Source organism: Myxococcales bacterium (assembly GCA_016720545.1).
Classification (GTDB): Bacteria; Myxococcota_A; Polyangia; order Polyangiales; family Polyangiaceae; genus JAAFHV01.
Window position 1 is genome coordinate 471,248 of the sequence record JADKKK010000002.1, and the last position, 25,026, is coordinate 496,273.

Sequence of the window (25,026 nt, forward strand, 5' to 3'; positions counted from 1 at the left end):
CCGCGCGCGCGTCCGGCCATGCGGTGGGGTCAACTCCCGTAGCGCGCCACGACGTCTTTCGCGCGGGCCACGAAGGCCTCCAGGTGGAAGCGCTCGAAGTCGGTCCACGTCGAAAGCGAGCGGGGGTCCTCCACGCGGTCGACGAACAGCGTCGCGAGCAGGTGGTCCACCTCGTGCTGGTAGGTCCCGGCCGCGAGGCCGGCCGCCTCGAAGTCGAGCGCGCGCCCGTGGCGGTCCTGCGCCTGCACCCGCACCCGCGCGGACCGGCGGACCTCTCCCCGGAGGTTGGGCACGCTGAGGCACCCCTCGTAGTTCAGGAAGGTCTCGTCCCCGAGCGGCGTGAGCACCGGGTTGATGAGGACCGTCAGCGGAATGTTCGGCTTGTACGGGTACCGCGGGTTGTTCTTGACCTCGATGACGCAGGCCGCGATCGGCCGGTACACTTGCGGCGCGGCGATCCCGGCGCCGTTCGCGTCGCGCATGGTCTCGATGAGGTCGTCCAGGAAGGTCTGCATCGCCGGCGTGGCGAGCTCGTCGCGGGAGATCTCCCGGGCGGGCTCCCGCAGGATCGGGTTCCCGACCGTCGCAATTTTCAGGAGGGCCATCCGCGGACGGTGCCGACCCCGCGGGCCGCCGTCAAGCTCGACCGATGGCGGCGCGCACCTCGAAGGGGCGCGCGATCGTGCTGCCGGACAGGCCGTCCCGCTGGCGTGAGTCGCGTTGACACCCGGCGGCGAAGCTTCTACACACGCAGGGTGCGTTGGACCTGGGAGCACCTCGTCCCGCGCGCCCGACCCCCGAAAGCTGCGTGATGCCAAACGAAACATCCTCGGTGTTTGCCCTCTACGCCCCGGTCTTCTTGATGATCGGCGTCGCCGTGCTGCTCGCCAGCCTCTTCTTCACGGGCGCCACGTTCCTTGGCGGCCGAATCAAAGAGACCCGCGAGAAGATGCTGCCGTTCGAGTGCGGCTCCGAGAGCTCCGGTGGGAACCACCTCAAGCTGTCGGTCAAGTACTATCTCACCGCGATTCTGTTCATCGTCTTCGACATCGAGGCGGTGTTCGTCTACCCGTGGGCCGTTCAGTTCAAGTCCCTCGGCTGGGTCGGGCTCGCGAGCATGTTCGGCTTCCTCACGGTGGTGGTCGTGGCGCTCGTTTACGTCGTCAAGAAGGGCGCTCTCGAGTGGGAGCACTGAGCGCCCTGCGGCCCGCCGTTCGCCCGTTGACCCCTGGAAACGTCTGATAAAGCTGAGGAATTCGTGGCCAAATCCCAAGTGACCCTCGAAGGCAGCGAGGCGGGCTTCGCGACGACGCGGCTCGACGCCTTGCTCAACTGGGCGCGCAAGTACTCGCTCTTTCAGTATCCGTTCGTGACCGCCTGCTGCGGCATGGAGTTCATGTCGGTCGCGGGGCCGCGCTTCGACGTCTCGCGCTTCGGCGCGGAGGCGCCGCGCTTCTCGCCGCGCCAGGCGGATCTCATCTGGGTCGTCGGCACCATCAGCCAGCGCCAGGCGCCGGCGCTGCGGCGTATCTACGAGCAGATGATGAACCCCAAGTACGTGCTGGCGTTCGGCACGTGCGCGAGCTGCGGCGGGTTCTACGACAACTACACCACCGTGCCGGGCATCGACAAAATCATCCCGTGCGACGTCTACGTGCCGGGGTGTCCGCCGCGCCCCGAAGGCGTGCTCGACGGCCTGCTGCTCCTCCAGGACAAGATCGCGCGCGGCGACCGCACGCCGGGCATCGTGAAGCCCCGGGAAGATCCTCTGAAGGACCTCGTGCCGCTCGGGAAGAAGAAGCCTCAGAAGGAGACCACCTCGTGAGCCAGCTCGTGCTCGATCGCTTGAAGACGCGCTTCGGTGCGGCCATCCTGGAGACCCACTCGGCCCACGGCGACGAGACCGCGGTCGTCACGCCCGAGAGCTGGCGCGCGGTCTGTCAGTTCCTGCGCGACGACCCCGCGATGTCTTTCGACATGCTCACCGATCTGTGCGGCGTCGACTTCCCCGACCGGCTCCCGCGCATGGAGGTCGTGGCGCACCTCTACTCCATCTCGCGTCGTCACCGCGTGCGCCTCAAGACCCGCGTCGGCGACGCCGATCTCTCGGCCGGCACGGTCGACCTCGACAGCGTCGCGGCCATTTGGAAGACCGCCGACTGGCTCGAGCGCGAGACCTTCGACATGTCCGGGGTCGTGTTCCGCGAGCACCCCGACCTCCGCCGCATCCTGATGTACCCCGAGTTCGTTGGGCACCCGCTCCGCAAGGACTACCCCGCGCACAAGGCGCAGCCGCTCATCGACTACCGCACGGAGGAGGAGGCGGGCCTGCCGCTCGAGAAGCTCGCCCCGTTCGGCCCCGACGAGGGCATGAGCTTCGGACGTCGCACCTACACCCGCTCGGAAGAGAACTGAAATGGAGCCGATCGATCTCGATCTCGAGGAGGGTGAGCTCGAGCTCCCCGCAGAGCCGATGCGGCTCAACATGGGACCGTCGCACCCCGCGATGCACGGCACCGTCCGTATGGTCGTGGAGCTCTCTGGCGAGACCATCGACAAAGTCGACGTCCAGATCGGCTACCTCCACCGCGGCTTCGAGAAGATGTGCGAGCGCGGCACGTGGGCCCAGGTCTTCCCGTACGCCGACCGCCTGAACTACGTCTCGCCGATGCTGAACAACGTCGGCTACGCGCTGGCGGTGGAGAAGCTCTGCGGCATCGCCGTACCGGACCGCTGCCAGTGGTACCGGATGGCGCTCGGCGAGCTCGCGCGGATCTCCGACCACCTCACGTGCAACGGCGCGATGGCCATGGAGCTCGGCGCCTTCACGCCGTTCCTGTGGTTCGTGAAGGCCCGCGACATGATCTGGGACATCCTCGAAGAGGAGACCGGCGCGCGCCTCACGCACTCGTTCGGCCGCATCGGCGGCATGGCTGCTCCGCCCACCGCGAAGTTCAAGGAGATGTGCGGCCACACCCTCGGCAAGGTGCTCAGCATCGTCGAGGAGGGGGAGAAGATGCTCCTCAAGAACCGCATCTTCATCGACCGCCTGGAGAACGTGGGCGTCATTTCCCAGGCCGACGCGATCTCGCTCGGGTGGACGGGCCCGTGCCTCCGCGCCACCGGCGTCGACTACGACGTGCGCAAGGCGCACCCGTACCTCAAGTACGACGAGGTCGACTTCGAGGTGCCTGTCGGGCGCCGCGGCGACACGATGGATCGGTTCCTCGTGCGCCTCGCGGAGATCCGCCAGTCGATGCGCATCCTCGAGCAGGTGTGCGCCCGAATGCCGGACGAGGGTCCGGTCTCGGTCAACGACCCGCGCGTCATGCTCCCCCCGAAGGACGCGGTCTACTCGACCATCGAGGCGACCATTCAGCACTTCAAGCTGGTCATGGAGGGCGCGAAGGTGCCCAAGGGCGAGGTCTATTCGTACACCGAGGGCGGCAACGGCGAGCTCGGCTTCTACCTCGTGTCCGACGGCTCGGGCACCCCGTACCGGGTGCGTATCCGCCCCCCGTGCTTCTCGATCGTCTCGGGCGTGTCGCAGCTCATCTCGGGCGGCATGCTGAGCGACGTCGTGCCGGTGTTCGGTTCGGTCAACATGATCGGCGGCGAATGCGATCACTGAGGCGACACCGTCGCGACACCGTCGCGACCCTGACGCGATCCTGGCCCGTGCGCGCCCCGCGCGGTTCAAGGGTTTGAGCGTATCCTCTCGTAATAGCTCGGAAAAAGCGACGAATGCCTACCTTCAAGCTCGACGGCAAGACCATCCCCTTCGAACCGGGTGAATCCATCATCCGAGCGGCCGAGAAGGCCGGGATGGAGATCCCCCACTACTGCTACCACCCGGGTCTCTCCGCGCCGGCGAACTGCCGCATGTGCCTCGTGGAGATCCTGCCTGGGCCGAACCAGCGTGCGATGATGCTCGACATCGTCGAGTGGGACGAGAAGCTCGGCGACTACCGGCCCACCCGCAAGCCGAAGCTCCAGCCGGCCTGCCAGTTCCCCGCCACCGAGGGCCAAGAGGTCCTCGCGGACACCAGCCCCCACGTGGTCGAGGCCCGCGCCGGCGTGCAGGAGTTCCTGCTCCTGAACCACCCGGTCGACTGCCCCATCTGCGACCAGGCGGGGGAGTGCAAGCTCCAAGACTACTGGCTCGAGCACCAGGCCACGCCGAAGCGCATGCACGACGAGCCCGTGCACAAGCCCAAGGCTGTCTCGTTCGGCGACAGCATCGTCTACGACGCCGAGCGTTGCGTCATGTGCACGCGCTGCATCCGCTTCATGGAAGAGGTCGCCAAGGACCCCGTCCTCGACATGCGGGAGCGCGGGAACCTGAAGGAGGTCATCGTGGCTCCGGGGCGCAAGCTCGAGGGGCACTACACCTTCATGACCGAGCACGTGTGCCCGGTCGGCGCGCTCACCACGAAGGACTTCCGCTTCAAGGCCCGCGTGTGGTTCCTGAAGTCGGCCAAGACCGTTTGCCAGGGCTGCGCCACCGGCTGCAACGCCACCTTCGACTACGATCCTCGCACGAACAAGGCCCTGCGTTACCGACCGCGCGAGAACGAGGCGGTCAACAAGTTCTGGATGTGCGACGACGGCATGTTGAGCTACCGCGACGCTGTGGAGGGGCGCGTGACCCAGGCTCGCGTCGGCGGCACCCAGGTGAAGCTCGAGCGCGCGCTCGACGAGGTGAGGAAATCCTTCTCCAGCGTCCCGCGAAGCTCGGTCGCGTTCGTGCTCTCGGGCCGCCACTCACAGGAAGACAACGTCGCGCTGGTCGAGCTCGCCGAGCTCTTCGGCAGCCGCGCGGTCTACACGTCCGGGGCGCCGTCCGGCTACCAGGACGACATCCTCATCCACGCGGACAAGAACTCCAACACGGCCGGCCTCCACCAGATGGCGCCCGAGGCGCGCAGCTTCTCGGAGCTCCTGGCCGACATCCGCGCCTCCAAGGTGACGCACGTGATCGCCCTCGGCGGCGCCACGCCCACGCACGATCCGGAGGACGCGACCGCCCTCGGCATGCTCTCGGGCCTGCTCGTCGTCGCCGCCCACGGCGGGCCGCTCGCGACGGCCGCGCAGGTGCTGCTCCCGGCGTGCTCGTGGGTCGAGGCCAGCGGCACCTACGTGAACGCGCAGGGCATCCACCAGCTCGCCGAGCGCGCGCTGGAGCCGCAGGGCGCCTCCGAGCCCGCGTGGCGCATGGTCGCCAAGGTGGCCACCGCGATCGGCGTCGAGCCCACCTGGGGAACGCTGAAAGAGGTCCGCTCGATGCTCGTCGCCACCACCAGCATCCCGCCGGCGGCGCCCGCGACCGCGTCGGCTGAATGATTCAAGGTTTCGAAGGTTTACGCGCGCAAAGGAAACGTAACCCGTGACAGGCTCGATGATTCTCTGGACCGCGGTGAAGATCCTCGTGATGGTGGGCTTCCTGTTCAACATGGGGGGCCTCCTCACCTGGGTCGATCGGCGCCTCAGCTCGATGATCCAAGACCGCGTGGGCCCGAACCGCGCGGGCATCAAGCTCGGGAAGTTCGAGCTGCGCGTGGCAGGCCTCCTGCACACGGCGGCCGACGGCGTGAAGTTCTTCTTCAAGGAAGACTTCATGCCCCCGAAGGCTGACAAGCTGCTCTTCTCCCTCGCCCCGATCTTGGCGATGGTGCCCGTGCTCGCGCTCACGGCCGTCATCCCCTTCGGCGACACGATCTCCCCGCACCAGCTCTGGCGCCACCTCTGCGCGCCGGTCGACGGACACAATGTGCTGCTCGAGGGCGGTCAGTGCGTGGACGCGGCCACGAAGGCTGTGCTCGCGAAGCCGCTCCTCGTGTTCCCGTCAGCGGCGCGCCTCGGCATCTCCACCGTGCAGGCGCCCATCGAGCTGCAGGTCGCCCCGCTCAACGTCGGCATCCTCTACGTGTTCGCGATGGCCGGGCAGGGCATCGTGGGCGCCGCGATCGCTGGCTGGTCGTCCGACAACAAGTTCTCCCTCATGGGCGCGCTCCGCGCGGCCTCGCAGATGGTGAGCTACGAGGTCACGATGGGCCTCTCGCTCGTCGGCGCCATGATGCTCTACGGGTCGGTCCGCCTCGAGGACATGGTCCGCTGGCAGGGCGACAACTGCTGGGGTATCTTCGTCCAGCCGCTCGCGTTCTTCCTCTTCTTCGCGTCGGCCGTGGCGGAGACGAAGCGCATCCCGTTCGACCTCCCCGAGGCCGAGAGCGAGCTCGTGTCGGGCTACTTCACCGAGTACTCGGGCATGAAGTTCGGCATGTTCTATTTCGCCGAGTACATGGAAATCGTCACGAGCTCGATGCTGCTCGTCACCATCTTCCTTGGCGGCTGGCAGCTGCCGTTCCTCCACCGCGACGGCCTGACGGTCTCGATCGGCGAGACGGTCTACTTCGCGCAGCGGCTCCCCCACATCTGGGTCATCATCTTCGGCGCCCTCGCGTTCTTCAGTAAGGTCATCGGGATGTGCCTCCTCCAGGCCTTCGTGCGGTGGAGCCTCCCCCGGTTCCGCTACGACCAGCTCATGAAGCTCGGCTGGACGGTGCTCCTGCCCGCCTCGCTCGCGAACATCTTCGCGACGGGCGTGCTCTACCTCGCCGCGGACAGCGGCGGCGAGTCGGTCGCCCAGTCGCTGAAGATCGCAGCGGACGTCGCGCAGGGCGCGGTCGCGGCGGTCATGATCGGCCTCCCGACCTGGGCTCTCTACGGATTCTTCAACACCCGCGCCAAGGACAGGACGCTCATCGGCACCTCCGGCGACATGGCGGCCGCCGCGGGCGGCACCAAGACCTCCCCGATGCAAGCGTGAGCGAGGACGACATGCCCCAAGCCTTTCCCAAGAAGCCCGCGAGCCCGAGCAACGCGGCCCCGGTCACCTACGCCGAGAAGACCCCCACGACTCAGTCGTATCTCCCCGAAATTATTCGCGGAATCGGCGTGTCGATGAGCCACTTCTTCCGCAACACGCGCGACATGCTGACGGGCGAGCGACCCGATCCGGTCACCGAGCGGCTCGACGTGGGCATCACCACCATCTCGTATCCGGAGCAGAAGCGCCCGTACCCGCAGCGGTTCCGCGGCGTGCACCGGCTCACGACCCGCGACGACGGCAGCCCGCGCTGCGTCGCGTGCCTCTGCTGCTCCACCGCCTGCCCCGCGCAGTGCATCTTCATCGAGGCCGGCGAGTACGCCGAGGGCGACAAGCGCCGCGGCTACGAGCGCTTCCCGGTGCGGTTCGTCATCGACGAGCTGCGCTGTATCTTTTGCGGATACTGCGTCGAGGCCTGCCCTTGCGACGCGATCCGCATGGACACCGGCATCCACCCGGTGCCCTACGACTCGCGCGACCAGTTCATCTACGCGCGAAACGAGCTCATCTCGCTCACCGCGCGAGACGGCTCGCGGGAGACCGCGAACCCGCGTCACGAGCCTGGCGACTCCTCGCACCCCGGCATCGACCGCGACCATCACTGAGGGCTCTTGGTCCTCGCGGGGCGCAGTGGGCGACGCGTGGGCGACCCGTGAGCGAGTATCGTCGCTCGGCGCTGCGCTGTCCTGGGTGCGCCGCGGCGCTTGATTCCATCGCCGTGGGGGACTCGCTCGTGGAGGTGTGCCGCCAGTGTCGCGGCATCTTCCTCGACTGGTTCGACGGAGAGCCGCGCGCGCTCGCGTCGGCGCTCGTCCCCCCGGTCGACGGTCTATGGGTCGGGCCCGAGCCGGGGCGCGTGCCGGGCGCATGTCCGCGGTGCGCCGTGAGGCTCGACGTGGAGCTTTTCGAGGGGCGGGGCCCCTACGTCCACCGCTGCAGCGCCTGCGCGGGCTTGTTCGTCGACGAGGCGTCGGTCCATCTGCTCGCCAGCACCGGCGTGCCCGATCCTGCGAGGGACGCGCCTAGGGGCCCGCTCGCGGCGCTTCTCGCGGGCCTCACCGCCGCGCTGCGAGCGCTCGCGGGGCGGGGTCCCCAGACGTAACGCGCAGGCTGGCGCGCAGCCCGCCCTCAGTACTTGGTCGTGAACGAGTCCATCTTTGGGTGGGCTGGCCACGAGAGCTGCCGCACGTGGCGGTCGATGCAGCTCGCGACGCCCGGGTTCGGAGGGTTCGTGTACACCGACACGCCCACCGCGCGGCCCATCTTGATGGCCACGCGCACCGTGACGCTCATGTTGTCGGGCGCGCCACAGCCGGAGACAAAGGCCGTGTTGGCCATCGGGGCCGAGAGCTGCGCGTTGGAGAGATCGGGGCCGCCGGCGGCCTGGCCCATCTTGATCTCTTCGTTGTTGGCCGCGAGCGCCGCCTCGTAGCTGCCGCCGAAGCCGCCACCGCCACCGCCACCGCCACCGCCGCCACCGCCACCGCCGCCACCGGCTCGCCGGACCTTGCCTTTGACGCCGCCGTCGGTGGAGAGGTCGAGCGCCGAGGGATCGTCGAGCAGGGCTTGGGAGTCGTCGCGCGCGCCGCGCGCTTTGAAATACCAGAGAAGCAAGCCACCGAGCAGGACCACGGTGACGCCGAGGCCCACGGCGTACTTCGCGATGCCGGCCTTCTTCTCGGCCTTCTCGAGGAGCACGACCTGCTTCTTCTCGGCCACGATCTCGCGGTGGATCTGCGTGTGCTCGGCGAACTGGGAGAAGTCGGGCCAGTCGGCGATGCGCTTGGCCTCGCCCGAGACCTCGTCGCGGAGGACGTGCGCGCCGGTGAACGAGTGGCTCGCGATCTGCTGGAGGACCTCGACCGCCGTGAAGGGGCCGTGATCCATCGAGTCTTTGATGACGACGTAGCGCGGCCGCGGATCGCTCTCGAGCTGCGCCTTGAGCTGCGCGAGCTGTGTGGTCGCGTCCACCCGCGCGGGCGCCGCCGGCTCGGGCTCGTTCTCGATCGCGGCGAAGGGATCGTGGTGAGCGCTGTTCGACTGGGCGGCCGCGGCTTGCGACACTTCGGGCGCCGAGTGCTGCGTCACGTGCTCACCGTGGGCGAGATCGAACATGGCCTGAGCGAGAGCGTTCAGATCGGCAGGACGCGCGGCCGGATCGGCGACGAGCGCTGCGCCAAGCAGGGCGTCGATCCCCGCGGGCAGGCTGGGGTTGGCCGTGCGCGGGGGCTGCATGCCAGGGCCCACCGACGCGCAGGTGAGGCACTCGTAGAAGATGGCGCCGAGGGCGTAGACGCTCGCGGACGCGGGGCCGAGGTTGCGGCCCGAGAGCTCGGGCGCGAGCACAGCCTGGTCCTGGGGCGTCGTGGGGACGGTGGCGTAGAGCGGGTCGTACTTCCACTGGCCGGCTTCGTCGCCGCAAATGCACGAGGCGTGCAGAATCAAGAGCTCGCCTTGCGCGTGCCGTCGCGCCACGTCCGCGGCGAGCGGGGCGAGCAGCGCGACCGCCTCTCCGAGGGCGAGGGGCGCGCGCGCTGCGCGGCGAGCGTCGAGGAGTGCACGGAGGCTGTGCGCGGGGGCGGAGGCAGGCACCTCACCCTTCGCGCTGGCGGCGTAGGACGTCGTCATGAGCCGTCATCGTACCTGCTGGTCGTCGTTGAACCAATAGGCTTGAACTATTGACGAAACTTAACCGTCGCGCCGCGAGTCAGCCCTCGTCGCGCTCGACGCGGGGCTTGGCCCGCTCCGCGACCAGGGTGCGCCCGGCCACGACCTTGCCGCCGAGTGCGGTGATGGCGTGCTCGAGCACCTCGGGTCGCACGCTGACGAACGTGATCCGATCGCGCATCCGGATACGCCCGTGGGCGCCCTCGTCGAGCTGCGCGAGCTCGACCAGGAGATCGTGCACGTCGCCTGGTCGCAGCCCGTCGCGGCGGCCGACGTTGAGGAAGAGCTGCGCGAACGAGGGATCGTCCTCGATCTCTTTCGTGTCGCGGGCGTCACCCCGGGCGGCGCGTGGGCGCGGATCGGCGCCGGCCGGCTCGTCGCTGACCGTGATGCCCGGCATGATCGGCGACTGGGGGGCCTCGAAGCTCGCCGACCCCGACACGGACGGGTAGGGGAGCGTGTCCGGCGGATCGTTCGACGCGGCGCGAGCACGGCGGACGCGCCGTGGGCCGCGCGGGCCCTCGAGGGAAGGCGCCGTCTCGCTCGCCTGGGGCGTCGCGCCCAATGCGGATGAGCTCGAGGAGGGGAGGATGGGCTGATCGTCGTCGTTCTCCGCGGGCGGCTCCCAGCTCGCGAACTCGCGGTGCGGCGTGCCGCCGCGGCGCGATCGGGAGCGCCCGGCGTCCGGCGCGCGATCGCGTGGCGAGTCGGAGGTTGGCGCGGGCGAAGGCTCGGCGGCGCGCGCGGGCGCGGGCGACGGGTCGGCGCTCACGGACGGGGCCGCGGGGCGGTCGCGCTCGCGCTCGCGCTCGCGAGGCGGTCGCGGGGAGACAGCGGGCGGGGCGGCGACCACGACGGGCGGCGGGTTCTTCGCCCTGCGGGCCTCGCCCGCGGCGGCGCTCGCGTCTCCTCCCTTGGCGCCCAGGTAGCCTCGCAGCAGGCCGGCGATGACCTGCTCCGCGCGCTCGTGGGTCAGCAGGCGCCGCGCGAGGCTGAGGTCTTCCGCGAGGGGGTCCTCCGCGAAAGCCTCGAGGAACACATTGACGAGGTCGGTCTCCTCCCGCGTGCGGAGCTCGCCTGACGTGGGCAACGAGCGCTCGATGGGGCGGATTTTGTACGTGAGCCGCAGCAAGTAGAGGTTGCCGAGGTCCTTCGGTCCGATGAGCGAGATCGCGGTGCCCGTGCGGCCAGCGCGACCCGTGCGCCCGGTGCGGTGGACGTACGACTCGGTCGACTCGGGGAAATCGTAGTTGATGACGTGGGTCACGTGCGAGACGTCGATGCCTCGCGCCGCGACGTCGGTCGCAACGAGGAAGCGCAGCTTGCCCTCGCGCGTGCGGCTCATCACCTTCTCGCGCTCGCGCTGATCCATGTCGCCGTTCAGGGACGCGGCGTCGAAGCCGCGGTTCTGCAGCGCCTCCGCGAGGCGCTCGGTCTCGTCCTTCGTGTTGCAGAAGACGATCGCGCTCTCGGGGTCTTCCACGTCGAGCACGCGCATCATGGTCTCGCGCTTGTCGCCCTTCGTGGAGGTGACGTACGTGAAGTGCTTGATTTCGAGGGCGCCGACCTGGTCGCTCGAGAGCGCGACCCACTCCGGATCGGTGAGGTGGGCCTGCGCGAGGCGCTCGATGTCCGGCGGGATCGTGGCGCTGAAGTAGAGCCCCTGGCGGTCCTTAGGGAGGGTCTCGATGATCGAGTGGAGCTCCTTCGCGAAGCCCATGGAGAGCATCTCGTCGGCCTCATCGAGCACGAAGATGCGGATGTTCTTCGGGTCGAGGGTGCCGCGGCGCAGGTGGTCGAGCACGCGCCCCGGCGTGCCGACGACCACGTGGACGCCGTCCTTCAGTGCGTCGATCTGCGCGCCCATCGGGGCGCCGCCGTAGACCGGCAACACCTTGATACCCTTGAACTTTGCGAGCTTGCTCACTTCCGCGCAGACCTGGAGCGCGAGCTCGCGGGTGGGGGTGAGCACGAGGGCCTGGACCCCGACGAGCGACTTGCGGACGAGCGAGTCGATGATGGGCAAGCCGAAGGCTGCGGTCTTGCCGGTGCCCGTGCGGGCTTGGACCACCAGGTTGCGCCCACGGCAGGCCGGCTCGAAGACGGCCAGCTGCACGGGGGTGGGGTGCACGTAGCCAAGCTCGGCGAGGGCCGCGCGAAGATCGGCGCTCAGGTCGAGCACGTCGAACGTGGGCGCCGCGGCGGCGGCGGGCGTGGGCGCGGGCTGCGCGAGATCGGTGTCAGCGGAAGCGTTCATGGTCCTTCTGGGCCGGGGGCTAGACCCGGCCGGCGGACTAAAGCACGAATCCGGGTGGAAATCAGGGAGGAGGAAGCGCTCGCGCGAGATCGGCGCGAATCGGGGCGAGCTCGGTGGCCCGCCCCGCGAGCGTCGTCTCCTCCGCCCGGTGGAGCCGGAGGAGCGAGGACAAGGCCACGAGCCCTCGCGGGACCTTGGCGCAAGAGGCCTCGAGCGCGGCCATGGGGGTCGGGTCGAAGCCGTCGCCGATGGAGCTCGCGTACGCGCGCGGGGCTTCGGCCGGGGCGGCCTTGGAGGCCTCGACGAGGGCCTGGTCGATGCGACCCTCGAGGCGCCTGACCTCGCCGAAGCAGGCCCGCGCCTCCGGGTTGGTCCCGTCGACGGACTGGAGATCGAGCAGGAACGCGCCCTTCGCGAGCTCCCAGGTGCTCTCCACGACGAAGACCGCGGAGACGGCCAGGAACAGCGCCACGACCGTTTGGGTCGCGCGCCGCTCGGCCTTCGTTGGGGCGTTGGGGGTTCTCTCCAAGGGTGGCTCTGACGCGGATGCGACGCGAACTCTGAAGGAACGCACCCCGTCCAGTCAACGAGTATGGGGCCTCGAGCCAAGGCGAGGGCTCTCCATCGACCGGTTCCGCTCGCCCTCGACCTGGGTGTGCCCGGCGGATGCACGAGGAAGGAGCTTGACGAGGCTGACGAGTGACCACATTGTTCAAATTGTTTTGAAACTTACGAGGCAAAAAGGGTGAGCTGATGGAGGCGATCGCTGCAGTGCGCCTGCTCGAGGAGACCGCGCGGATCGCGCCGGTTCCCCCCGCCGGGCTCGTGAGGCTCCACGACGCACGCGCGCTGCTCGGCGAGGACATCGCCCGCGTCGAGGCGAGCCTCCTCGCGGCTGCCGCCGACGGCTGCGCTCCGGCGACCGACGCGGCCGCCCACCTGCTTACGTCGGGTGGCAAGCGCGTGCGCCCCCTCTGCGTGCTGCTCGGCGCGCTCGCGTGCGGCGAGATCACAGGCGAGGCGCGCTCGCTGGCCGCCGTCGCCGAGATGATCCACCTCGCCACGCTCCTGCACGACGACGTGGTGGACGACGCGGAGGAGCGCAGGGGCCAGCCTGTCGCGGGGCGAGTGTTCGGCAACGCGGTGAGCGTGCTCGCGGGAGACTCCCTGCTGGTGCACGCCCTCGAGCGGACGAGCCGCGTCGACCGCCCCGAGACCCTGCGAGAGCTGTTCGCGACCTTGCGCCGGCTGGTGGACGGCGAGGTGATCCAGCTCCGCGGTCGAACCCGGCTCGACGCCTCGGAGGAGACCTACGCGAGCATCCTCGAGGGGAAGACCGCGTCGCTCTTTCGCTGGGCGCTTCGGGCCGGCGCGCGGGCCGGCGGCGGCTCGGAGGTCGACATCGACGCGCTCGGCGCGTTCGGCGGGCACCTCGGGGTGGCGTTTCAGCTCGTCGACGACGCGCTCGACTACACCGGCGGGCAGCTCGGCAAGGATCTGAACGCGGATCTCCGCGAGGGCAAGGTCACGCTGCCGCTGATCCTCGCCGCGAAGCGCGAGCCCGACCTCTATGATTCCCTCGAGCGTGTCCGGGCGGGCGCGCCGCATCCCGGGGAGCGGGAGCGCCTCCTCGCCGCCGGCGCGCGGGCGGCGGGGGAGGTGAGGGAGCGGGCGTGGTCCGAGTCGCGACGCGCGCTCGAAGAGCTCGCCGCCCTGCGCGAGTCGCCCGCGCGGGCGCTGCTCGGGGCCGTGGCGCGCGAGCTCGTGGCGAGGCTGTCATAGCTCCGCGCCGTGTGGCGCCCGCGGCTCACGGCGCCACCGCCACGTCGCGTGGGCGTTGGCCTCGCGGCGCACGTCGGCTAAGGCTGGGGGCGTGACCCGAAAAGCGAAAGAGCTCTGGCCGAGCGAGGCCGCGGTGAGCGACCAGGTCGGCCGCCTCATCGAGTTCTGGGGGTTCAAGCGCAACATGGGCCGCATCTGGGCCGTGCTGTACCTCTCCCCGGAGCCCCTCAGCGCCGAGGACCTGCGCGACGCGCTCCAGCTGTCGAGCGGCGCGGTGAGCATGACGCTGAGCGAGCTCGGCAGGTGGGGGGTCGTGCGAAAGGTGTGGGTGCAGGGCGATCGGCGCGACTACTTCAACGCGGAGATCCAGCTCTGGAAGATGATCTCGCGGGTCTTCAACGAGCGCGAGAAGGCCGAGGTCTCGAACGCCATCGAGTCCTTCGAGGAGGCCCTCGCGTCGCTCGCGCCGCTCCGCGCTTCGCCTGATCCGAAGGTGCGCGCGCGCGCCGAGCTTCAGTTCGAGCGCATCGGCCAGCTCCTCGAGCTCGCGCGCCTCGGCAAGCGCCTGCTCGACGCGCTCGTCACCACGGCGAAGATCGACGCCGAGCCGCTCGTCACGTTCCTGCTCCAGCGCCCGCGCTGAGCGGGCGACGGGCACGCTGCGCGCGGGCTCAGTTCAGCCCGTGTTTGTCGGCGGCCGTAGGGGGGCCTTGGTCGAGGAACACGCTCGTGACCTCACGCTCGAGGGCGGCGGCGAGCTCCTCTTCGAGGGCCGCGATCGACCCCGCGGCGCGCTCGACGTTTCGCTGGTACACGAAGAGGCGAACCGTGCGCCGGTCGCCGTCTTCCGTGGGCGGGGTGTCGAGGATGACGAGCGCGCGCGGATCGACGCCGTCGACCACGAGCTCGGCGCCGGGGAGGTCGACCACGAACACCTCGGCCTCCCGGACGTAGCGCGCGAGGATGGCGTCGAGGCCCGCCAGGGCTGAGCGCACGATGAGCGAGAACGCCTCCGCGGTCGGCGCCCACGGCGGGGGCGCGTTGGCGTTGTCGATGGCCCGCGAGCGCAAGAACGCCTCGATCGAGCCGCGAGCGTCGCCCGCCTCGTCGCGGAGGAGGCCGAGGTAGTAGTGCGCGTCCACGTGGTCGGGCTCGGCCTTGACGGCCTCCTCGACGAGCGGGCGGGCTTTGTCGATCTCGCCCACTTCGTAGAGCGCGCGGCCCACGAGGAAGGTGTAGCTCGGGGTCTCCCACGGGCCGTCCGGCAGCCGGGCCATGGCGCGCTTCGCCTCCGGGAGATCACCCTTGGCGAGGAGCGCGTCCACCTTCAGCAGCAGGCAGTCGGCGAGCTCCTCGTTGGTCTCCGCGAAATCGAGCGCCTCGTCGCAGAGGGCGATCGACTCGTCGAAATCTCCCACGGGGTGCATGAGCAGCTCGGCGCAGTTGAGCATCGCCTCGAAGTAGGTCTCGTCGAGCGTGATCGCCTGCCGATAGTGCTCGAGGGCCTCGTCGGCGTCGCCCGCGAGAGCGGCCGAATAGCCAAGAAGATTATGCACTTCCGGAGACTGGGGGTCGAGCTCGAGCGCGCGTCGCGCGCACACGATCGCGCCCTTCGCGTCGCCGCGTTGCGCGAGATCCCAGCCGCGGTCGAGCGTGGCAGAGAACTGGTCCATGGCGCTGTCGGAGCTCACGGGGGAGGCTTTAGCGGAACTTCGCGGACATGAGTAGCGCCGTCTGTCGCGCACGCCCCCGCGCTCGCTCCGAGCTCAGTCGTGCACCACCACGCGCGTGCCGGGCTTCTCGGTCGTGGCGTTCGCACCGTGCCAGCCCTCGGGGACGTGTGGCTCGGTCCAGTTGAACATCGTGCGTGCGTCGGAGGGCGCCAGGTTCACGCACCCGTGGCTGCGCACCGACCCGAACGACGCGTGCCAGAACGCCCCGTGGAGCGCGTAGCTCCCGTTGAAGTACATGATCCACGGCACGTCTTCGATCGAGTAGGGGCCGTCGGTCGCGACGTCACCGTCCATGGTCGCCGCCACGTGCTTCTCGCGAATGCGGAACGAGCCCTGGGGCGTCGCGTGGTCCTTCTCTTTGTTCTGGTGGTCGCGCTTGCCCGTGGACACCAGGGTCGCGAAGGCTGGCTTGTCGCCCTCGTAGGCGATGAGGGTCTGCGTGGTGAGGTTCACGTCGACCCATTTTTCGCCCGGCGTGAGGTCGCGGGGGAGTGGGCCGGGGCGGGTGCGCGCGCCCTCGGTGACGCGCATCCACCAGCCGTCCTCGGTCTCGTCGTAGCGCACGCCGCCGACGACCTCGTTCTTGCCCGTGAGCTTCACCATCGTGAAGCGCGGTACGGGCTCGCCCGCCACGGCCTTCTTGCCGCTCAACGTGTACTTCTTCGTGCGGTGGAGGGCCCACCCGACGAGCGGGTTGGGGGCCATGCCGGCCTCGGCGCTGGGCGGCGCCGTGCGGTCCGACAGCCACGCGCCCTTGAAGTCTGTGAGCGGCTTCTGCACGTAGAGGCGATCGGCCGGCGCGATGAGGCCGCCGGTGGTCTTCCACCAGCTCGAACCGCCCGAGACAAACTGCCGATCGAGGGCGAGATAGAAGCCCTTCACCATGCGGCGCGCGATGGGGCCGTCGCCGCGGAGGTCGTCGAGCGTGACGTTGGGCTTGCCCGCGCCCGCGTCGCGCAGGTACCAGGGCACCTCGGGCTCGTCGGGCGCCTTCGCCGCGGCGAGCGCGAGGCCGAACATGCCGCCGCCGGCGTCGGTGTCGACCTGCACCTGCACGTCGGGGGTGCCCCCGCCGGCGTCCCGCTCGGCGCGGTCGCGGTCGCGCCTGCGCTTCTTCGAGGAGGGCGCCGGCGAGCTGGACGCTGTGGTGCCCCCCGTGAGCCAGGGCTCGAGCTTGAGGCGCTCTTCCCGCGAGGGCACCTGCCGGTACAGCGGCGCGCCGTTCGTGGTGTTGTATGCGTACTGGTAGGGGAGCGGCGCCTCGAGGTCGGGGTCGTGCGGCGCGAGGCGCACGCGGGGGTGGTTCAGGTCGAGGGTCGCGTAGCGGCCGCAGACGAAGCCGCCCCCTACGAGCTCGTACCAGCCCTCCGTGCAGTTCGCCTTGACGTGCTTCTCGGGGATCACCGGGGCGCGGGCCCCATGGCGGAGATAGCCGATGCGGACGCTCCCCTTCGACTTGTCGCTGCGGCGCGCGTCGTCGTGCGGCCACTCCATGTCGCTCATGACGAGCGTGACCATCGCCATCGCGCCGATGCGAGGCCCTTGGTACCCGGCGTCGGCGACCTCGGCGGCGGCGGCGGCGTCCCGGGCCTCGGCGCTCGGCTCGGCGCGCGGCGCGGGCGCCGCGGAGGGGGTCGCCGTGGCGGGCGCCGCCATGGCGGGCGTCGGGGGCTTGGCGGGCGCGGCCTCGTCGTCGTGGGAGCAGGCGGCGACCGCGCCGGCGGCGACGAGGGCGGCCGCGAGGGCGCGACGGTTTGAAGCGAGGCGCGGCGGGCCTGACTTCCGACGTGGGGAGGAAAATTGCGTCATTTCTGCCCTTGGCGCGTCATTAGTACGCCTCTGCGCGCCCTCGATCCAGTTTGTGGACCCGCGCGCTTGCGCGGGATCGCCGCCCACCTTGGCAAGGCCGGTGCCAGCGCGCATCCTTCGCCAAGGCGCGGTTTCTGCCGTAAAGGTGTGGCAGCGATGGGAACGAAGCGTGGCTCCTGAGACACGCCCTCCACGGGGCAGCGCGAGCGCTCGGTCCGCCGAACACTCCGTTCTGCGCGGGGCAGCTCCCTCGGCGCCCACGGCGCCGCACGCGGGGGACGCCGCCGCCGGGCAGTCCCCGACAGGCCCTTCGCGCTTCTGGGCGTCTCGGCGGGCCGGGGCGCTCTTCGCCGGCGCGCTGGTCACTTCGCTCGGAATTCACATCATATTCTCGCCATTTGGGATCCTCCCGAGCACGGGCGGCGTGACGTTCAAGGACGTCGACGACGAGCTCACGGTCCCGGTCGAGCTCATGGCCGTGGAGGCGCGGCCCGACCCGCCGCCGAGGCCGCCCGAGCCGCCGCCACCCCCCACCTCGGCCCCGGTGGCCGACCCGACCGCGGGCCGCAGCTCTCGTGACGCGGGCCCCGAGCGGCCGGACGCTTCGTGGCTCACGGCGCGCGACGCTGGCTCCGACGCCGCGGTGCGCGACGCGGGGGACGGTGGGGAGGCGCACGACGCGGCGGCCGAGGACGCCGGCGAAGGCGACGGGGGCGCGTCCGACAGCGGGGCCATCGCGCAAGGCGCAGGCGTGAGGGACGGCGGCGCGCCCAAGGTGGGGTTCGCTGGGCTGGTCACGGCCGGGCCCACGAACGTGCGGCTCCTGCTCAACGTCGCGCTCATTCGCCAGCACCCCGTCGGCGCCAAGATGGGGCCGCTGCTCAACGGGATCCCGCAGTGGGCCGACTTCATGAAGGGCACCCAGACTCTCGTCGATCCGGTGCGGGACACCGACTGGATCTTGATCTACGGGCCCTCGCTCATCCACACCGAGCGCGACGCCATCTTCATTCGCTACGGCCTGCCCGACGCCATCGTGGACCGCGCGATCGCGGAGGCCACCAAGAAGTACGCGAAGGGCGGCCCCTACGACGCGGGCGTGCCCGGGGTGGCGGCGTCGCTCGGCCACGCCGATCAGGCCGAGCGCGTGTTCCTCCGCGCCCAGCCGCAAGAGGCGGCCGTGGTGCCGCCGGCCAAGGCGCACGACTTCGCGTTGCTTCTCCGCCACCGCTCGGTCGATCCCGGCCTTCGCCCGGGCGAGGCCGTGCGGCTCATCGTCCGCGATCCCCATCGACAGGTCGCGGTGCCCGGTCTCAAGTTCCCCGACGCCATGACCGAGCTGCGCCTCTGGGTGGTGCCGCGCGCCGACGGCGGCGCCGAGGTGTTCGCCGATGGCGAATGCAAGGGCGAGGCCGAGGCCGCCGACGTCGCCGAGCGCACCCGCGAGTTCCTCAAGAACGTGAACACCCCGGGAACGAGGATCCTCACGCGAGGGCTCTTGAACCACGTGGACATTCAGGTGGTGGGCAACGTGGTCAAGACGCACCTCTCGGCCTCTCGCGAGCAGATCGAGACCGTCCTGCACCTCGTCGCGGCGAACATGGGCGTCCAGCTGCCGGCGCCTGGCGCGGCGCCGCCGGGACCGGTCGCGCCCGCGGGAGGGGCCCCGCGCCCGCCGCCCGTCCCCGCGGGAGGGGCCCGCCCGTGAGGCGAGCGCGAGGCCTCCCGGTGGTCGCCGCCGCCGCGCTCCTCGTGGCGGGGTGTCACGCCGGCGTCGAGCCGGTGGCGGTCCTCGTCCCGCCGCCTGTGACACCGGCGCCGGTCCCCCCAACCCCGCCGCCGGCCCCCGTGGCGCCGACCGAGGGCTCCGTCGGGCTCGAGGCCTGCAAAGGCGCCCGCCTGGACGTGGACTTCCAGAAGCTCCGCGCCGCCCCGCGCGCGGAGTGGATCCGGCGCCTGTTCCTTCACGACGCGCGGTTCGCGGATCTGGCCGTCGCCGGCGTCGTCGAGCCCTTCGGCGACGCCCGGGTCGCGAGGTTCTGCGCCGCCGTGCTCCGGGGCGGAGACTGGGACGCGATCGTCCTCACCCACCGGCTCGAACCGCCGACCGTAGAGGCGGCGCTTCGCGTGTATTCTGCACGTGTAGACGAAGGGGGCTCCGAGGCGCTCGGCGTCCCTGGGGTCCAGGGCACGCGCGTCCGAACGGGGGACACGGCGTGGTCGGCGCAGCGCGCGAGGGCGGGGGAGCTGCTCCTCGTGCCGGCCGAGGCCGGGCCGCGCTCGGCGTCGCTCTACCGGGGCTCCGCGCCCCTCGACCCCGCCGGCCTCGAAGACCCCGCCTCTGCGCCCGCCGCGGGGGCCCTCGTCGCGCGGCTCACGCTCGACGCGCCGGCCCAGCGCATGCCCTGGGCGCCCGACCTCAGCGAGCTCCGGAGCCTACGCGCCGAGCTCCGCGCGACGCCTGCCGGCACCGCCGAGCTCCGGGCCAAGGGCGAGGCCGTGGACGCCGCCGCGGCGCTCGCGCTCGCGGCGCGCCTGACCGCGCGGGCCGAGGAGGTGGGGCGCCCGCTGGCGGTCCGAATGGTGCTGCGTGGGCTGCTCTCGTCGCTGAAGGTGCGCACGAACGGCGCCGAGGTAGAGGTGCGCCTGCCGGCGAGCGCGCCGCAGGTCGACGCGCTCCTCGCCCTCGTCGCGGCCGCGGTCGGCGCGCGCCTCGACGGCCCCCCCGATCCGTGAGGCAGGGGTCCAGAGGCGTCCCGCTGTCAACGCGTTGCCCGCGATGCCCCGTCCAGCGTAGAAGGGCGCACCATGAACCACCGCCGTGTCTCGGGCGCGCTCGCCGCGCTCGCCGCCTCCACCGTCCTCGCCGTCTCCCTCAGCGCCTGCTCCAAGAGCGTCGAGGAGCCGAAGGAAGACTTCAAGCCCGCCGTGGCGAAGCCGCTGCCCCCGGGGCCCGAGAAGCTCGACATCCAGGACGAGGTCGTGGGCCAGGGCCAAGAGGCGAAGACCGGCGACGACGTCTCCGTGCACTATACAGGCACCCTGATGGACGGGAAGAAGTTCGACTCGTCGCGCGACCGCGGCGATCCGTTCAAGTTCAAGCTCGGGCAGGGCCAGGTCATCAAGGGCTGGGACCAGGGCGTGGTGGGCATGAAGGTCGGTGGCAAGCGCAAGCTCGTCATCCCCTCGGCGCTCGGCTACGGCGAGAAGGGCTCGCCGCCCACCATCCCGCCGGGCGCGGGGCTCAAGTTCGACGTGGAGCTGCTCGCGATCGGGGGCGAGCCCGACGCCGGCGCCAAGGACGGGGGCGCCAAGAAGGACGCGGGCCCGGCGAAGAAGAAGTAGCCCCGCGGCCGAGCGCGGCGAGCGTTGGCGGGAGCGCCGATCCGCCAATCACTTGGGCGGCGGGTCTTGGGGCTTGGCGTCGGCGTCGAAGGCCGCCCTCGCGTCGTCCAGGCTCCCGCCCCGCAAGTAGTACGCGCGGGCCGCGGCGCCGACGGCGAGCGTACCCGCGAAGGCCACCGCGCCGGACACGGCCGCGCCGCCGCCCGGGAACACGTACTTCACGAGCGCGCGCGCGCCCTCGCGGAGCGCGAAGCCGACGCCGACGCTCGCGCCGATGCTCGCGAGGAACTCGAGCGCGCTCCGCTTGTCGATCGTGCGCCCCGAGATCCACGCGATGGTGATCACCAGGGAGACCTGCATGCTCGTGATCGGGATGACGTCGGCCACCGGGATGGGCACGGCCGCGATCGCCGCGCAGACCGCCGCGGTCGCCTGCGAGAGGCTCACGGCCAGCTCTTCCTGCAGACCACGCACCTGCGCGAGGCGCACGAAGGCGCCGCGACCCGCGTTGGGGAGGTGGGCGTAGAGAAGCGTGCATAGTGCATCCATCCCCCAGCGCTCGTCGTCACGGACGTTGCCCTCTTTGTCGAACGAGAGGTACGCGCTCACTCCCCGCACGCCCACGACCTGCGTGACGAGCAGGCCGCGCGCCTTCAGCTTTCGCTCGAGCAAGCCCTCGGCCTCGTTCACGTATCCGAGCTTCTCGTGCAGCGCCTCCTCGGGCTCCGCGTCCGGGCGGTGCAGGCGCGTGCGCTTGGGCTCGAAGAGATCGCAGTGGGTGAGCACGCCCACGATGGGAGGGCGGAACCTGTGCGCGCGCTCGACCTCGGCCAGCACCTGCTCGATGCCGTCGAGGTCGCGGTCGATGGCGCTGTCGACGTCTTGGGCGCGCACGACGAACAGGAGCGCGTCTGGAACGCGGCGCTTCAGCTCCACCGCCACGGAGGCCAGCGCGTCGCGCCCCGGATCCTCCTCGGCCGGCGCCGAGCCTTCTTGCAGACCGCGGGTGTCGAGGAGGTGGAGCGAGCCCTGCTCCGACGCGTGCTCGTACCAGGCGCCGCGACCGGTCTGCGCGGCCACGTGGCCCACCTTCGCGACCCGCTTGCCGAAGAGGGCGTTCACCAGCGAAGACTTCCCGCTGCCGCGCCGGCCGATCAGCACGAACGCGGGCGGACGCTGCTCGAGGATGAGCCCGCGCAGGGTCCCGATCTTCGACACGAGGTTCTTCGCGGCGCCGTCCGGGAGGAACTGGAGCATCTCTTCTGCTTTCGCGAGCGCCTTCGCGAGATCGCGCAGCGGGGAGCCTTCGTCCCGGGGCGGGGGCATGGGTGGATGCTACCCCGACGTCGCCTCGCCCCCAAGCGCGCACGGGCCGCGCGCGCGAACGCGAAGGGGGACCTCGGAGGGCGGACGACGACGGAGGACAACGGATCTTCATTGTCACGCCCTGCGAGGCCTCTATTCTCGTCGGATGAAGACCCTCATCTCCGGTGGCACTGTGGTTACGGCGGTCGACACCTACGCGGCGGACGTGGCCGTGGTTGACGGGAAAATCGCCGCCATCTTCGGGCCGAACGCGGCGCCCGCGGGCCCGTGGGACGTGACAATCGACGCGCGCGGGAAATTCATCCTGCCTGGCGGCATCGACGCGCACACCCACCTCGACATGCCCTTCGGCGGCACCACGTCGAGCGACGACTTCGAGACCGGCACCCGCGCCGCGGCCTACGGCGGCACGACCACGATCGTCGATTTCGCCATTCAAGCCCGCGGCACCGCGCTGCGGACCGGCCTGGACACCTGGCATGGCAAGGCCGAGGGCAAGGCCGCCATCGACTACGCCTTCCACATGATCATGACCGACGTGAACGATCAGACCGTCCCCGAGATGGACGAGATCGTCAAAGAGGGCGTGACGTCGTTCAAGATGTTCATGGCGTACCCCGGCGTGCTGCACGTCGACGACGGCCAGATCTTCCGCGGCATGCAGCGGGCAGGCGAGAACGGCGCGCTCATCTGCATGCACGCCGAGAACGGCATCCCGATCGACATCCTCGTGCAGCAGGCCCTCGCGAAGGGCCACACCGCGCCGATCTACCACGGGCTCACGCGCCCGCAGATCATGGAGGCCGAGGGCACCTTCCGCGCGATCTGCCTCGCCGAGATGGCCAACGCGCCCGTGTACATGGTGCACCTGTCCGCCGAGAGGGCGCTCAAGCAGGTGATCGAGGCGCGCGACCGCGGCCTCTCGGTGTACGCCGAGACCTGCCCGCAGTACCTCTTTCTCAGCCAGGACGACCTCGCGCGCCCCGACTTCGAGGGCGCGAAGTACGTGTGCACCCCGGCGCTGCGGCCGGCCCACATGCAGGAAGATCTCTGGCGCGGCCTCCGCACCAACGATCTGCAGGTGGTGTCGACCGACCACTGCCCGTTCTGCTTCAAGGGGCAGAAGGAGCTCGGGCGCTCCGACTTCTCGAAGATCCCCAACGGCATGCCCGGCGTCGAGACGCGCATGTACCTCTTGTGGGACGGCGGCGTGCGCGCGGGGCGCATCAGCATGAACCGCTTCGTGGAGATCACCTCCACGGCGCCCGCGAAGATCTTCGGTCTCTACCCGCACAAGGGCACCGTGGCCGTGGGCGCGGACGCGGATCTGCTCGTATGGGACGCCGAGCTCCGCCACACCCTCAGCGAGAAGACCTTGCATATGCGTGCAGACTACACGCCTTACGAGGGGCGGGACGTCGTCGGCGGCCCGACCCACGTGCTCTCGCGCGGCAAGCTCGTCGTCGAGCACGGCAAGTACGTGGGTCGCAAGGGCGACGGCCGCTTCGTGCGGCGCAGCACCTTCAGCCTCTGAGCCGAGCGGGGCCAAGCCCGCGCGGCGTGACAGCTCAGGTCGCGGGCCTCAGGCCCCGGCAGTCGGCGGCGCCGCCGGGGCCGGGGCCTCGCGCTTGCCCCACATCATCGCGGTGTACACCCCCGCCGACACGAGCGCGCCCACGAACCACGCGTAGTCGAACATGCCCTTCAGGGCAGGCACGACCGCGCCGATCCACGAGAGGGCGCAGCCCGCGAAGGTGGCCACGAGCGCGGGCACGCTCACGCCCGCCGGGTCCTTGCCGTAGCGCCCAGCGCGTCGGTAGAGGTCCGCGATGTCGAGGCGCGTGCGCCGGATGAGCCAGTAGTCGGCGATGAGCACGCCGCCAATGGATCCGAGGCCGCCGGAGTACCCGAGCAGCCACCGGTAGATGTAGCCCTCGGGGTCCTCCTGGAGCTTCCACGGCACCATGAGGATGCCGACGATGCCGGTGATGAGCCCGCCGGTCTTGAAAGAGATGTGGCGCGGCGCGAGGTTCGCGAAGTCGTTCGCGGGCGACACCACGTTCGCCGCGATGTTCACGCCCAGCGTGGCGACGACGACGGTGAACATGCTGACCGCGACGAGCACGCGCGACTCGAACCGCCCCACGAGGTCGACCGGATCCCAGATCGCCTCGCCGTAGATCTCCTGCGAGGCGCTCGTGATGATGACGCCCATCGCCGCGAAGAGGGTCATGGTGGTCGGCAACGCGACGACCTGGCCTATGGCTTGTTCGCGCTGCGAGCGGCCGTAGCGCGTGAAGTCGGGCATGTTGAGCGAGAGGGTCGACCAGAACCCAATCATCGCGGTCACGCTGGGGACGAAGATGACCCAGAACGAGCCGAGCGTCTTGAACTTGCCCTCGGCCGCCATCACCGAGCCGAGGCCGTTGGCCTTCCAAATCGCCCACGCGACGAGCGCGGCGGTCATGACGAGCACGTACGGCGCGGCGAGGTTTTCGACCTTCCTCAGCACTTCCATGCCCTTGTAGACGATGAGGATGTTGAGGCCCCAGAACAGCAGGAAGGCGATGAACTCGGTGGGCGGGTGCCCCGACATGAGCCAGCGGAGGGGCGTGCACGGGTCGTTCGGCACGCAGACCTTGGGGGCGGCGCCGAGGAGGTTCGTCCACCCTGGCCAGAGCGTGCGGAAGAGCGTGTGGAGCGCCTTGCCGCCGATCCACGCGTTGATGCCGAACCAGCCGCACGCGACGAGGGCGCGCATGACCGCCGGCACGTTCGCGCCGTTCACGCCGTACGCGGCGCGGGCGAAGACGGGGAAGGGGATGCCGTACTTCGTGCCGGGGTGCGAGTTCAGCAGGATCGGCGCGAGGACGATCACGTTCCCCACGAGGATCGTGACGAGGGCCTGCCACCAGTTCATGCCCGCCTTGATGAGCCCGGCGGCGAGCATGTAGGTGGGGATGCAGTGCGCCATGGAGATCCACAGCGCCGCGAAGGTGTACGTGCTCCACGTGCGCTTCGCGAGCGGCGTGGGCGCGAGGTCCTCGTTGTAGAGGTGGCTCCCCGCGAGGTCCACGCCCTCGGCGAGCTCCACGCGCCCGTCGGCTCGCTCGATCTGCTCGTTCGTCCCGCTCGTCCCCATAGCGTCACGCTCCTAGCACGGTCGCGGCACTGATCGCGCGCCTCGCGAGGAGCGCGACGCAGGCCGCGGAGCGCGG

General features: G+C 70.5%; 22 protein-coding genes. 14 read left to right on the forward strand and 8 right to left on the reverse strand.

Annotation, left to right across the window (positions count from 1 at the left end):
- Positions 1 to 29: 29 nt before the first annotated feature.
- A complete protein-coding gene (def, locus tag IPQ09_05845) occupies positions 30 to 605 on the reverse strand; it encodes a peptide deformylase (GenBank protein ID MBL0193742.1) in 576 nt (191 codons plus the stop codon).
- 206 nt (positions 606 to 811) lie between these two features.
- Here def and ndhC point away from each other — a divergent pair, with 206 nt between their 5' ends.
- The 8 genes from ndhC (at position 812) to IPQ09_05885 (ending at position 7,991) form a co-directional block, all read left to right on the forward strand.
- Positions 812 to 1,195 (forward strand): NADH-quinone oxidoreductase subunit A, encoded by a 384-nt coding sequence (gene ndhC, locus IPQ09_05850; protein ID MBL0193743.1) that lies wholly within the window; start codon positions 812 to 814, stop codon positions 1,193 to 1,195.
- A gap of 63 nt (positions 1,196 to 1,258) precedes the next feature.
- Entirely contained in the window at positions 1,259 to 1,825 is a 567-nt protein-coding gene (gene nuoB / locus IPQ09_05855; protein ID MBL0193744.1) for an NADH-quinone oxidoreductase subunit NuoB, read from the forward strand.
- Positions 1,822 to 2,415 carry an NADH-quinone oxidoreductase subunit C gene (locus IPQ09_05860; GenBank protein ID MBL0193745.1) on the forward strand — a complete coding sequence of 198 codons (594 nt, stop codon included), beginning with the start codon at positions 1,822 to 1,824 and terminating at the stop codon, positions 2,413 to 2,415. Before nuoB ends, IPQ09_05860 begins: the two co-directional genes overlap by 4 nt.
- A 1-nt stretch (position 2,416) precedes the next feature.
- A complete protein-coding gene (locus tag IPQ09_05865) occupies positions 2,417 to 3,631 on the forward strand; it encodes an NADH-quinone oxidoreductase subunit D (GenBank protein MBL0193746.1) in 1,215 nt (404 codons plus the stop codon).
- A gap of 113 nt (positions 3,632 to 3,744) precedes the next feature.
- Entirely contained in the window at positions 3,745 to 5,343 is a 1,599-nt protein-coding gene (locus IPQ09_05870; protein MBL0193747.1) for a (2Fe-2S)-binding protein, read from the forward strand.
- A gap of 55 nt (positions 5,344 to 5,398) precedes the next feature.
- Positions 5,399 to 6,829, forward strand: coding sequence for an NADH-quinone oxidoreductase subunit H (locus IPQ09_05875; GenBank protein ID MBL0193748.1), 1,431 nt, complete (start codon positions 5,399 to 5,401; stop codon positions 6,827 to 6,829).
- Positions 6,830 to 6,840: 11 nt separating this feature from the next.
- On the forward strand, positions 6,841 to 7,494 hold the full coding sequence (locus tag IPQ09_05880; GenBank protein ID MBL0193749.1) for an NADH-quinone oxidoreductase subunit I: 654 nt from the start codon (positions 6,841 to 6,843) through the stop codon (positions 7,492 to 7,494).
- A 47-nt stretch (positions 7,495 to 7,541) separates the two neighbouring features.
- A complete protein-coding gene (locus IPQ09_05885; GenBank protein ID MBL0193750.1) occupies positions 7,542 to 7,991 on the forward strand; it encodes a zf-TFIIB domain-containing protein in 450 nt (149 codons plus the stop codon).
- A 26-nt stretch (positions 7,992 to 8,017) separates the two neighbouring features.
- Here IPQ09_05885 and IPQ09_05890 read toward each other — a convergent pair whose 3' ends face one another.
- From IPQ09_05890 to IPQ09_05900, 3 genes are all read right to left on the reverse strand, one after another.
- Positions 8,018 to 9,517, reverse strand: a complete 1,500-nt coding sequence (locus IPQ09_05890) for a hypothetical protein (protein MBL0193751.1) — start codon at positions 9,515 to 9,517, stop codon at positions 8,018 to 8,020.
- Between the two features lie 79 nt (positions 9,518 to 9,596).
- On the reverse strand, positions 9,597 to 11,813 hold the full coding sequence (locus tag IPQ09_05895; GenBank protein ID MBL0193752.1) for a DEAD/DEAH box helicase: 2,217 nt from the start codon (positions 11,811 to 11,813) through the stop codon (positions 9,597 to 9,599).
- 61 nt (positions 11,814 to 11,874) lie between these two features.
- Entirely contained in the window at positions 11,875 to 12,285 is a 411-nt protein-coding gene (locus tag IPQ09_05900) for a hypothetical protein (GenBank protein MBL0193753.1), read from the reverse strand.
- 281 nt (positions 12,286 to 12,566) lie between these two features.
- On the opposite strand from IPQ09_05900, the gene IPQ09_05905 reads away from it, so the two are divergent.
- The gene (locus IPQ09_05905; protein ID MBL0193754.1) at positions 12,567 to 13,595 is read left to right on the forward strand and encodes a polyprenyl synthetase family protein; all 1,029 of its coding nucleotides are present in this window, start codon (positions 12,567 to 12,569) and stop codon (positions 13,593 to 13,595) included.
- A 91-nt stretch (positions 13,596 to 13,686) separates the two neighbouring features.
- The gene (locus IPQ09_05910; GenBank protein ID MBL0193755.1) at positions 13,687 to 14,238 is read left to right on the forward strand and encodes an ArsR family transcriptional regulator; all 552 of its coding nucleotides are present in this window, start codon (positions 13,687 to 13,689) and stop codon (positions 14,236 to 14,238) included.
- Between the two features lie 28 nt (positions 14,239 to 14,266).
- On the opposite strand, the gene IPQ09_05915 is transcribed toward IPQ09_05910, so the two are convergent.
- Both IPQ09_05915 and IPQ09_05920 read right to left on the reverse strand, forming a co-directional pair.
- Entirely contained in the window at positions 14,267 to 15,268 is a 1,002-nt protein-coding gene (locus IPQ09_05915; GenBank protein MBL0193756.1) for a tetratricopeptide repeat protein, read from the reverse strand.
- Between the two features lie 93 nt (positions 15,269 to 15,361).
- The gene (locus IPQ09_05920) at positions 15,362 to 17,137 is read right to left on the reverse strand and encodes a L,D-transpeptidase (protein ID MBL0193757.1); all 1,776 of its coding nucleotides are present in this window, start codon (positions 17,135 to 17,137) and stop codon (positions 15,362 to 15,364) included.
- Positions 17,138 to 17,561: 424 nt separating this feature from the next.
- On the opposite strand from IPQ09_05920, the gene IPQ09_05925 reads away from it, so the two are divergent.
- The 3 genes from IPQ09_05925 to IPQ09_05935 all read left to right on the forward strand — a co-directional run bounded on the left by IPQ09_05925 (position 17,562) and on the right by IPQ09_05935 (position 20,482).
- On the forward strand, positions 17,562 to 18,845 hold the full coding sequence (locus tag IPQ09_05925; GenBank protein ID MBL0193758.1) for a hypothetical protein: 1,284 nt from the start codon (positions 17,562 to 17,564) through the stop codon (positions 18,843 to 18,845).
- The gene (locus IPQ09_05930) at positions 18,842 to 19,873 is read left to right on the forward strand and encodes a hypothetical protein (protein MBL0193759.1); all 1,032 of its coding nucleotides are present in this window, start codon (positions 18,842 to 18,844) and stop codon (positions 19,871 to 19,873) included. Before IPQ09_05925 ends, IPQ09_05930 begins: the two co-directional genes overlap by 4 nt.
- A gap of 72 nt (positions 19,874 to 19,945) precedes the next feature.
- A complete protein-coding gene (locus IPQ09_05935; GenBank protein ID MBL0193760.1) occupies positions 19,946 to 20,482 on the forward strand; it encodes an FKBP-type peptidyl-prolyl cis-trans isomerase in 537 nt (178 codons plus the stop codon).
- A gap of 48 nt (positions 20,483 to 20,530) precedes the next feature.
- Here IPQ09_05935 and IPQ09_05940 read toward each other — a convergent pair whose 3' ends face one another.
- Positions 20,531 to 21,808: a 50S ribosome-binding GTPase gene (locus IPQ09_05940; protein ID MBL0193761.1), complete on the reverse strand. Its 1,278-nt coding sequence runs from the start codon at positions 21,806 to 21,808 to the stop codon at positions 20,531 to 20,533.
- 145 nt (positions 21,809 to 21,953) lie between these two features.
- Between IPQ09_05940 and hydA the strand changes: the two genes are divergently transcribed.
- Positions 21,954 to 23,342 (forward strand): dihydropyrimidinase, encoded by a 1,389-nt coding sequence (hydA, locus tag IPQ09_05945; GenBank protein MBL0193762.1) that lies wholly within the window; start codon positions 21,954 to 21,956, stop codon positions 23,340 to 23,342.
- 48 nt (positions 23,343 to 23,390) lie between these two features.
- On the opposite strand, the gene IPQ09_05950 is transcribed toward hydA, so the two are convergent.
- Positions 23,391 to 24,950: an NCS1 family nucleobase:cation symporter-1 gene (locus tag IPQ09_05950; protein ID MBL0193763.1), complete on the reverse strand. Its 1,560-nt coding sequence runs from the start codon at positions 24,948 to 24,950 to the stop codon at positions 23,391 to 23,393.
- Positions 24,951 to 25,026: the final 76 nt, after the last annotated feature.

What these genes read in the sequence shown, in the direction of transcription:
- def (MBL0193742.1), bottom strand. Translation starts at nt 605, where the DNA reads ATGGCCCTCCTGAAAATTGCGACGGTCGGGAACCCGATCCTGCGGGAG.
- ndhC (MBL0193743.1), top strand. Translation starts at nt 812, where the DNA reads ATGCCAAACGAAACATCCTCGGTGTTTGCCCTCTACGCCCCGGTCTTC.
- IPQ09_05865 (MBL0193746.1), top strand. Translation starts at nt 2,417, where the DNA reads ATGGAGCCGATCGATCTCGATCTCGAGGAGGGTGAGCTCGAGCTCCCC.
- IPQ09_05870 (MBL0193747.1), top strand. Translation starts at nt 3,745, where the DNA reads ATGCCTACCTTCAAGCTCGACGGCAAGACCATCCCCTTCGAACCGGGT.
- IPQ09_05875 (MBL0193748.1), top strand. Translation starts at nt 5,399, where the DNA reads ATGATTCTCTGGACCGCGGTGAAGATCCTCGTGATGGTGGGCTTCCTG.
- IPQ09_05880 (MBL0193749.1), top strand. Translation starts at nt 6,841, where the DNA reads ATGCCCCAAGCCTTTCCCAAGAAGCCCGCGAGCCCGAGCAACGCGGCC.
- IPQ09_05890 (MBL0193751.1), bottom strand. Translation starts at nt 9,517, where the DNA reads ATGACGACGTCCTACGCCGCCAGCGCGAAGGGTGAGGTGCCTGCCTCC.
- IPQ09_05895 (MBL0193752.1), bottom strand. Translation starts at nt 11,813, where the DNA reads ATGAACGCTTCCGCTGACACCGATCTCGCGCAGCCCGCGCCCACGCCC.
- IPQ09_05905 (MBL0193754.1), top strand. Translation starts at nt 12,567, where the DNA reads ATGGAGGCGATCGCTGCAGTGCGCCTGCTCGAGGAGACCGCGCGGATC.
- IPQ09_05915 (MBL0193756.1), bottom strand. Translation starts at nt 15,268, where the DNA reads ATGGACCAGTTCTCTGCCACGCTCGACCGCGGCTGGGATCTCGCGCAA.
- IPQ09_05920 (MBL0193757.1), bottom strand. Translation starts at nt 17,137, where the DNA reads ATGACGCAATTTTCCTCCCCACGTCGGAAGTCAGGCCCGCCGCGCCTC.
- IPQ09_05935 (MBL0193760.1), top strand. Translation starts at nt 19,946, where the DNA reads ATGAACCACCGCCGTGTCTCGGGCGCGCTCGCCGCGCTCGCCGCCTCC.
- IPQ09_05940 (MBL0193761.1), bottom strand. Translation starts at nt 21,808, where the DNA reads ATGCCCCCGCCCCGGGACGAAGGCTCCCCGCTGCGCGATCTCGCGAAG.
- hydA (MBL0193762.1), top strand. Translation starts at nt 21,954, where the DNA reads ATGAAGACCCTCATCTCCGGTGGCACTGTGGTTACGGCGGTCGACACC.
- IPQ09_05950 (MBL0193763.1), bottom strand. Translation starts at nt 24,950, where the DNA reads ATGGGGACGAGCGGGACGAACGAGCAGATCGAGCGAGCCGACGGGCGC.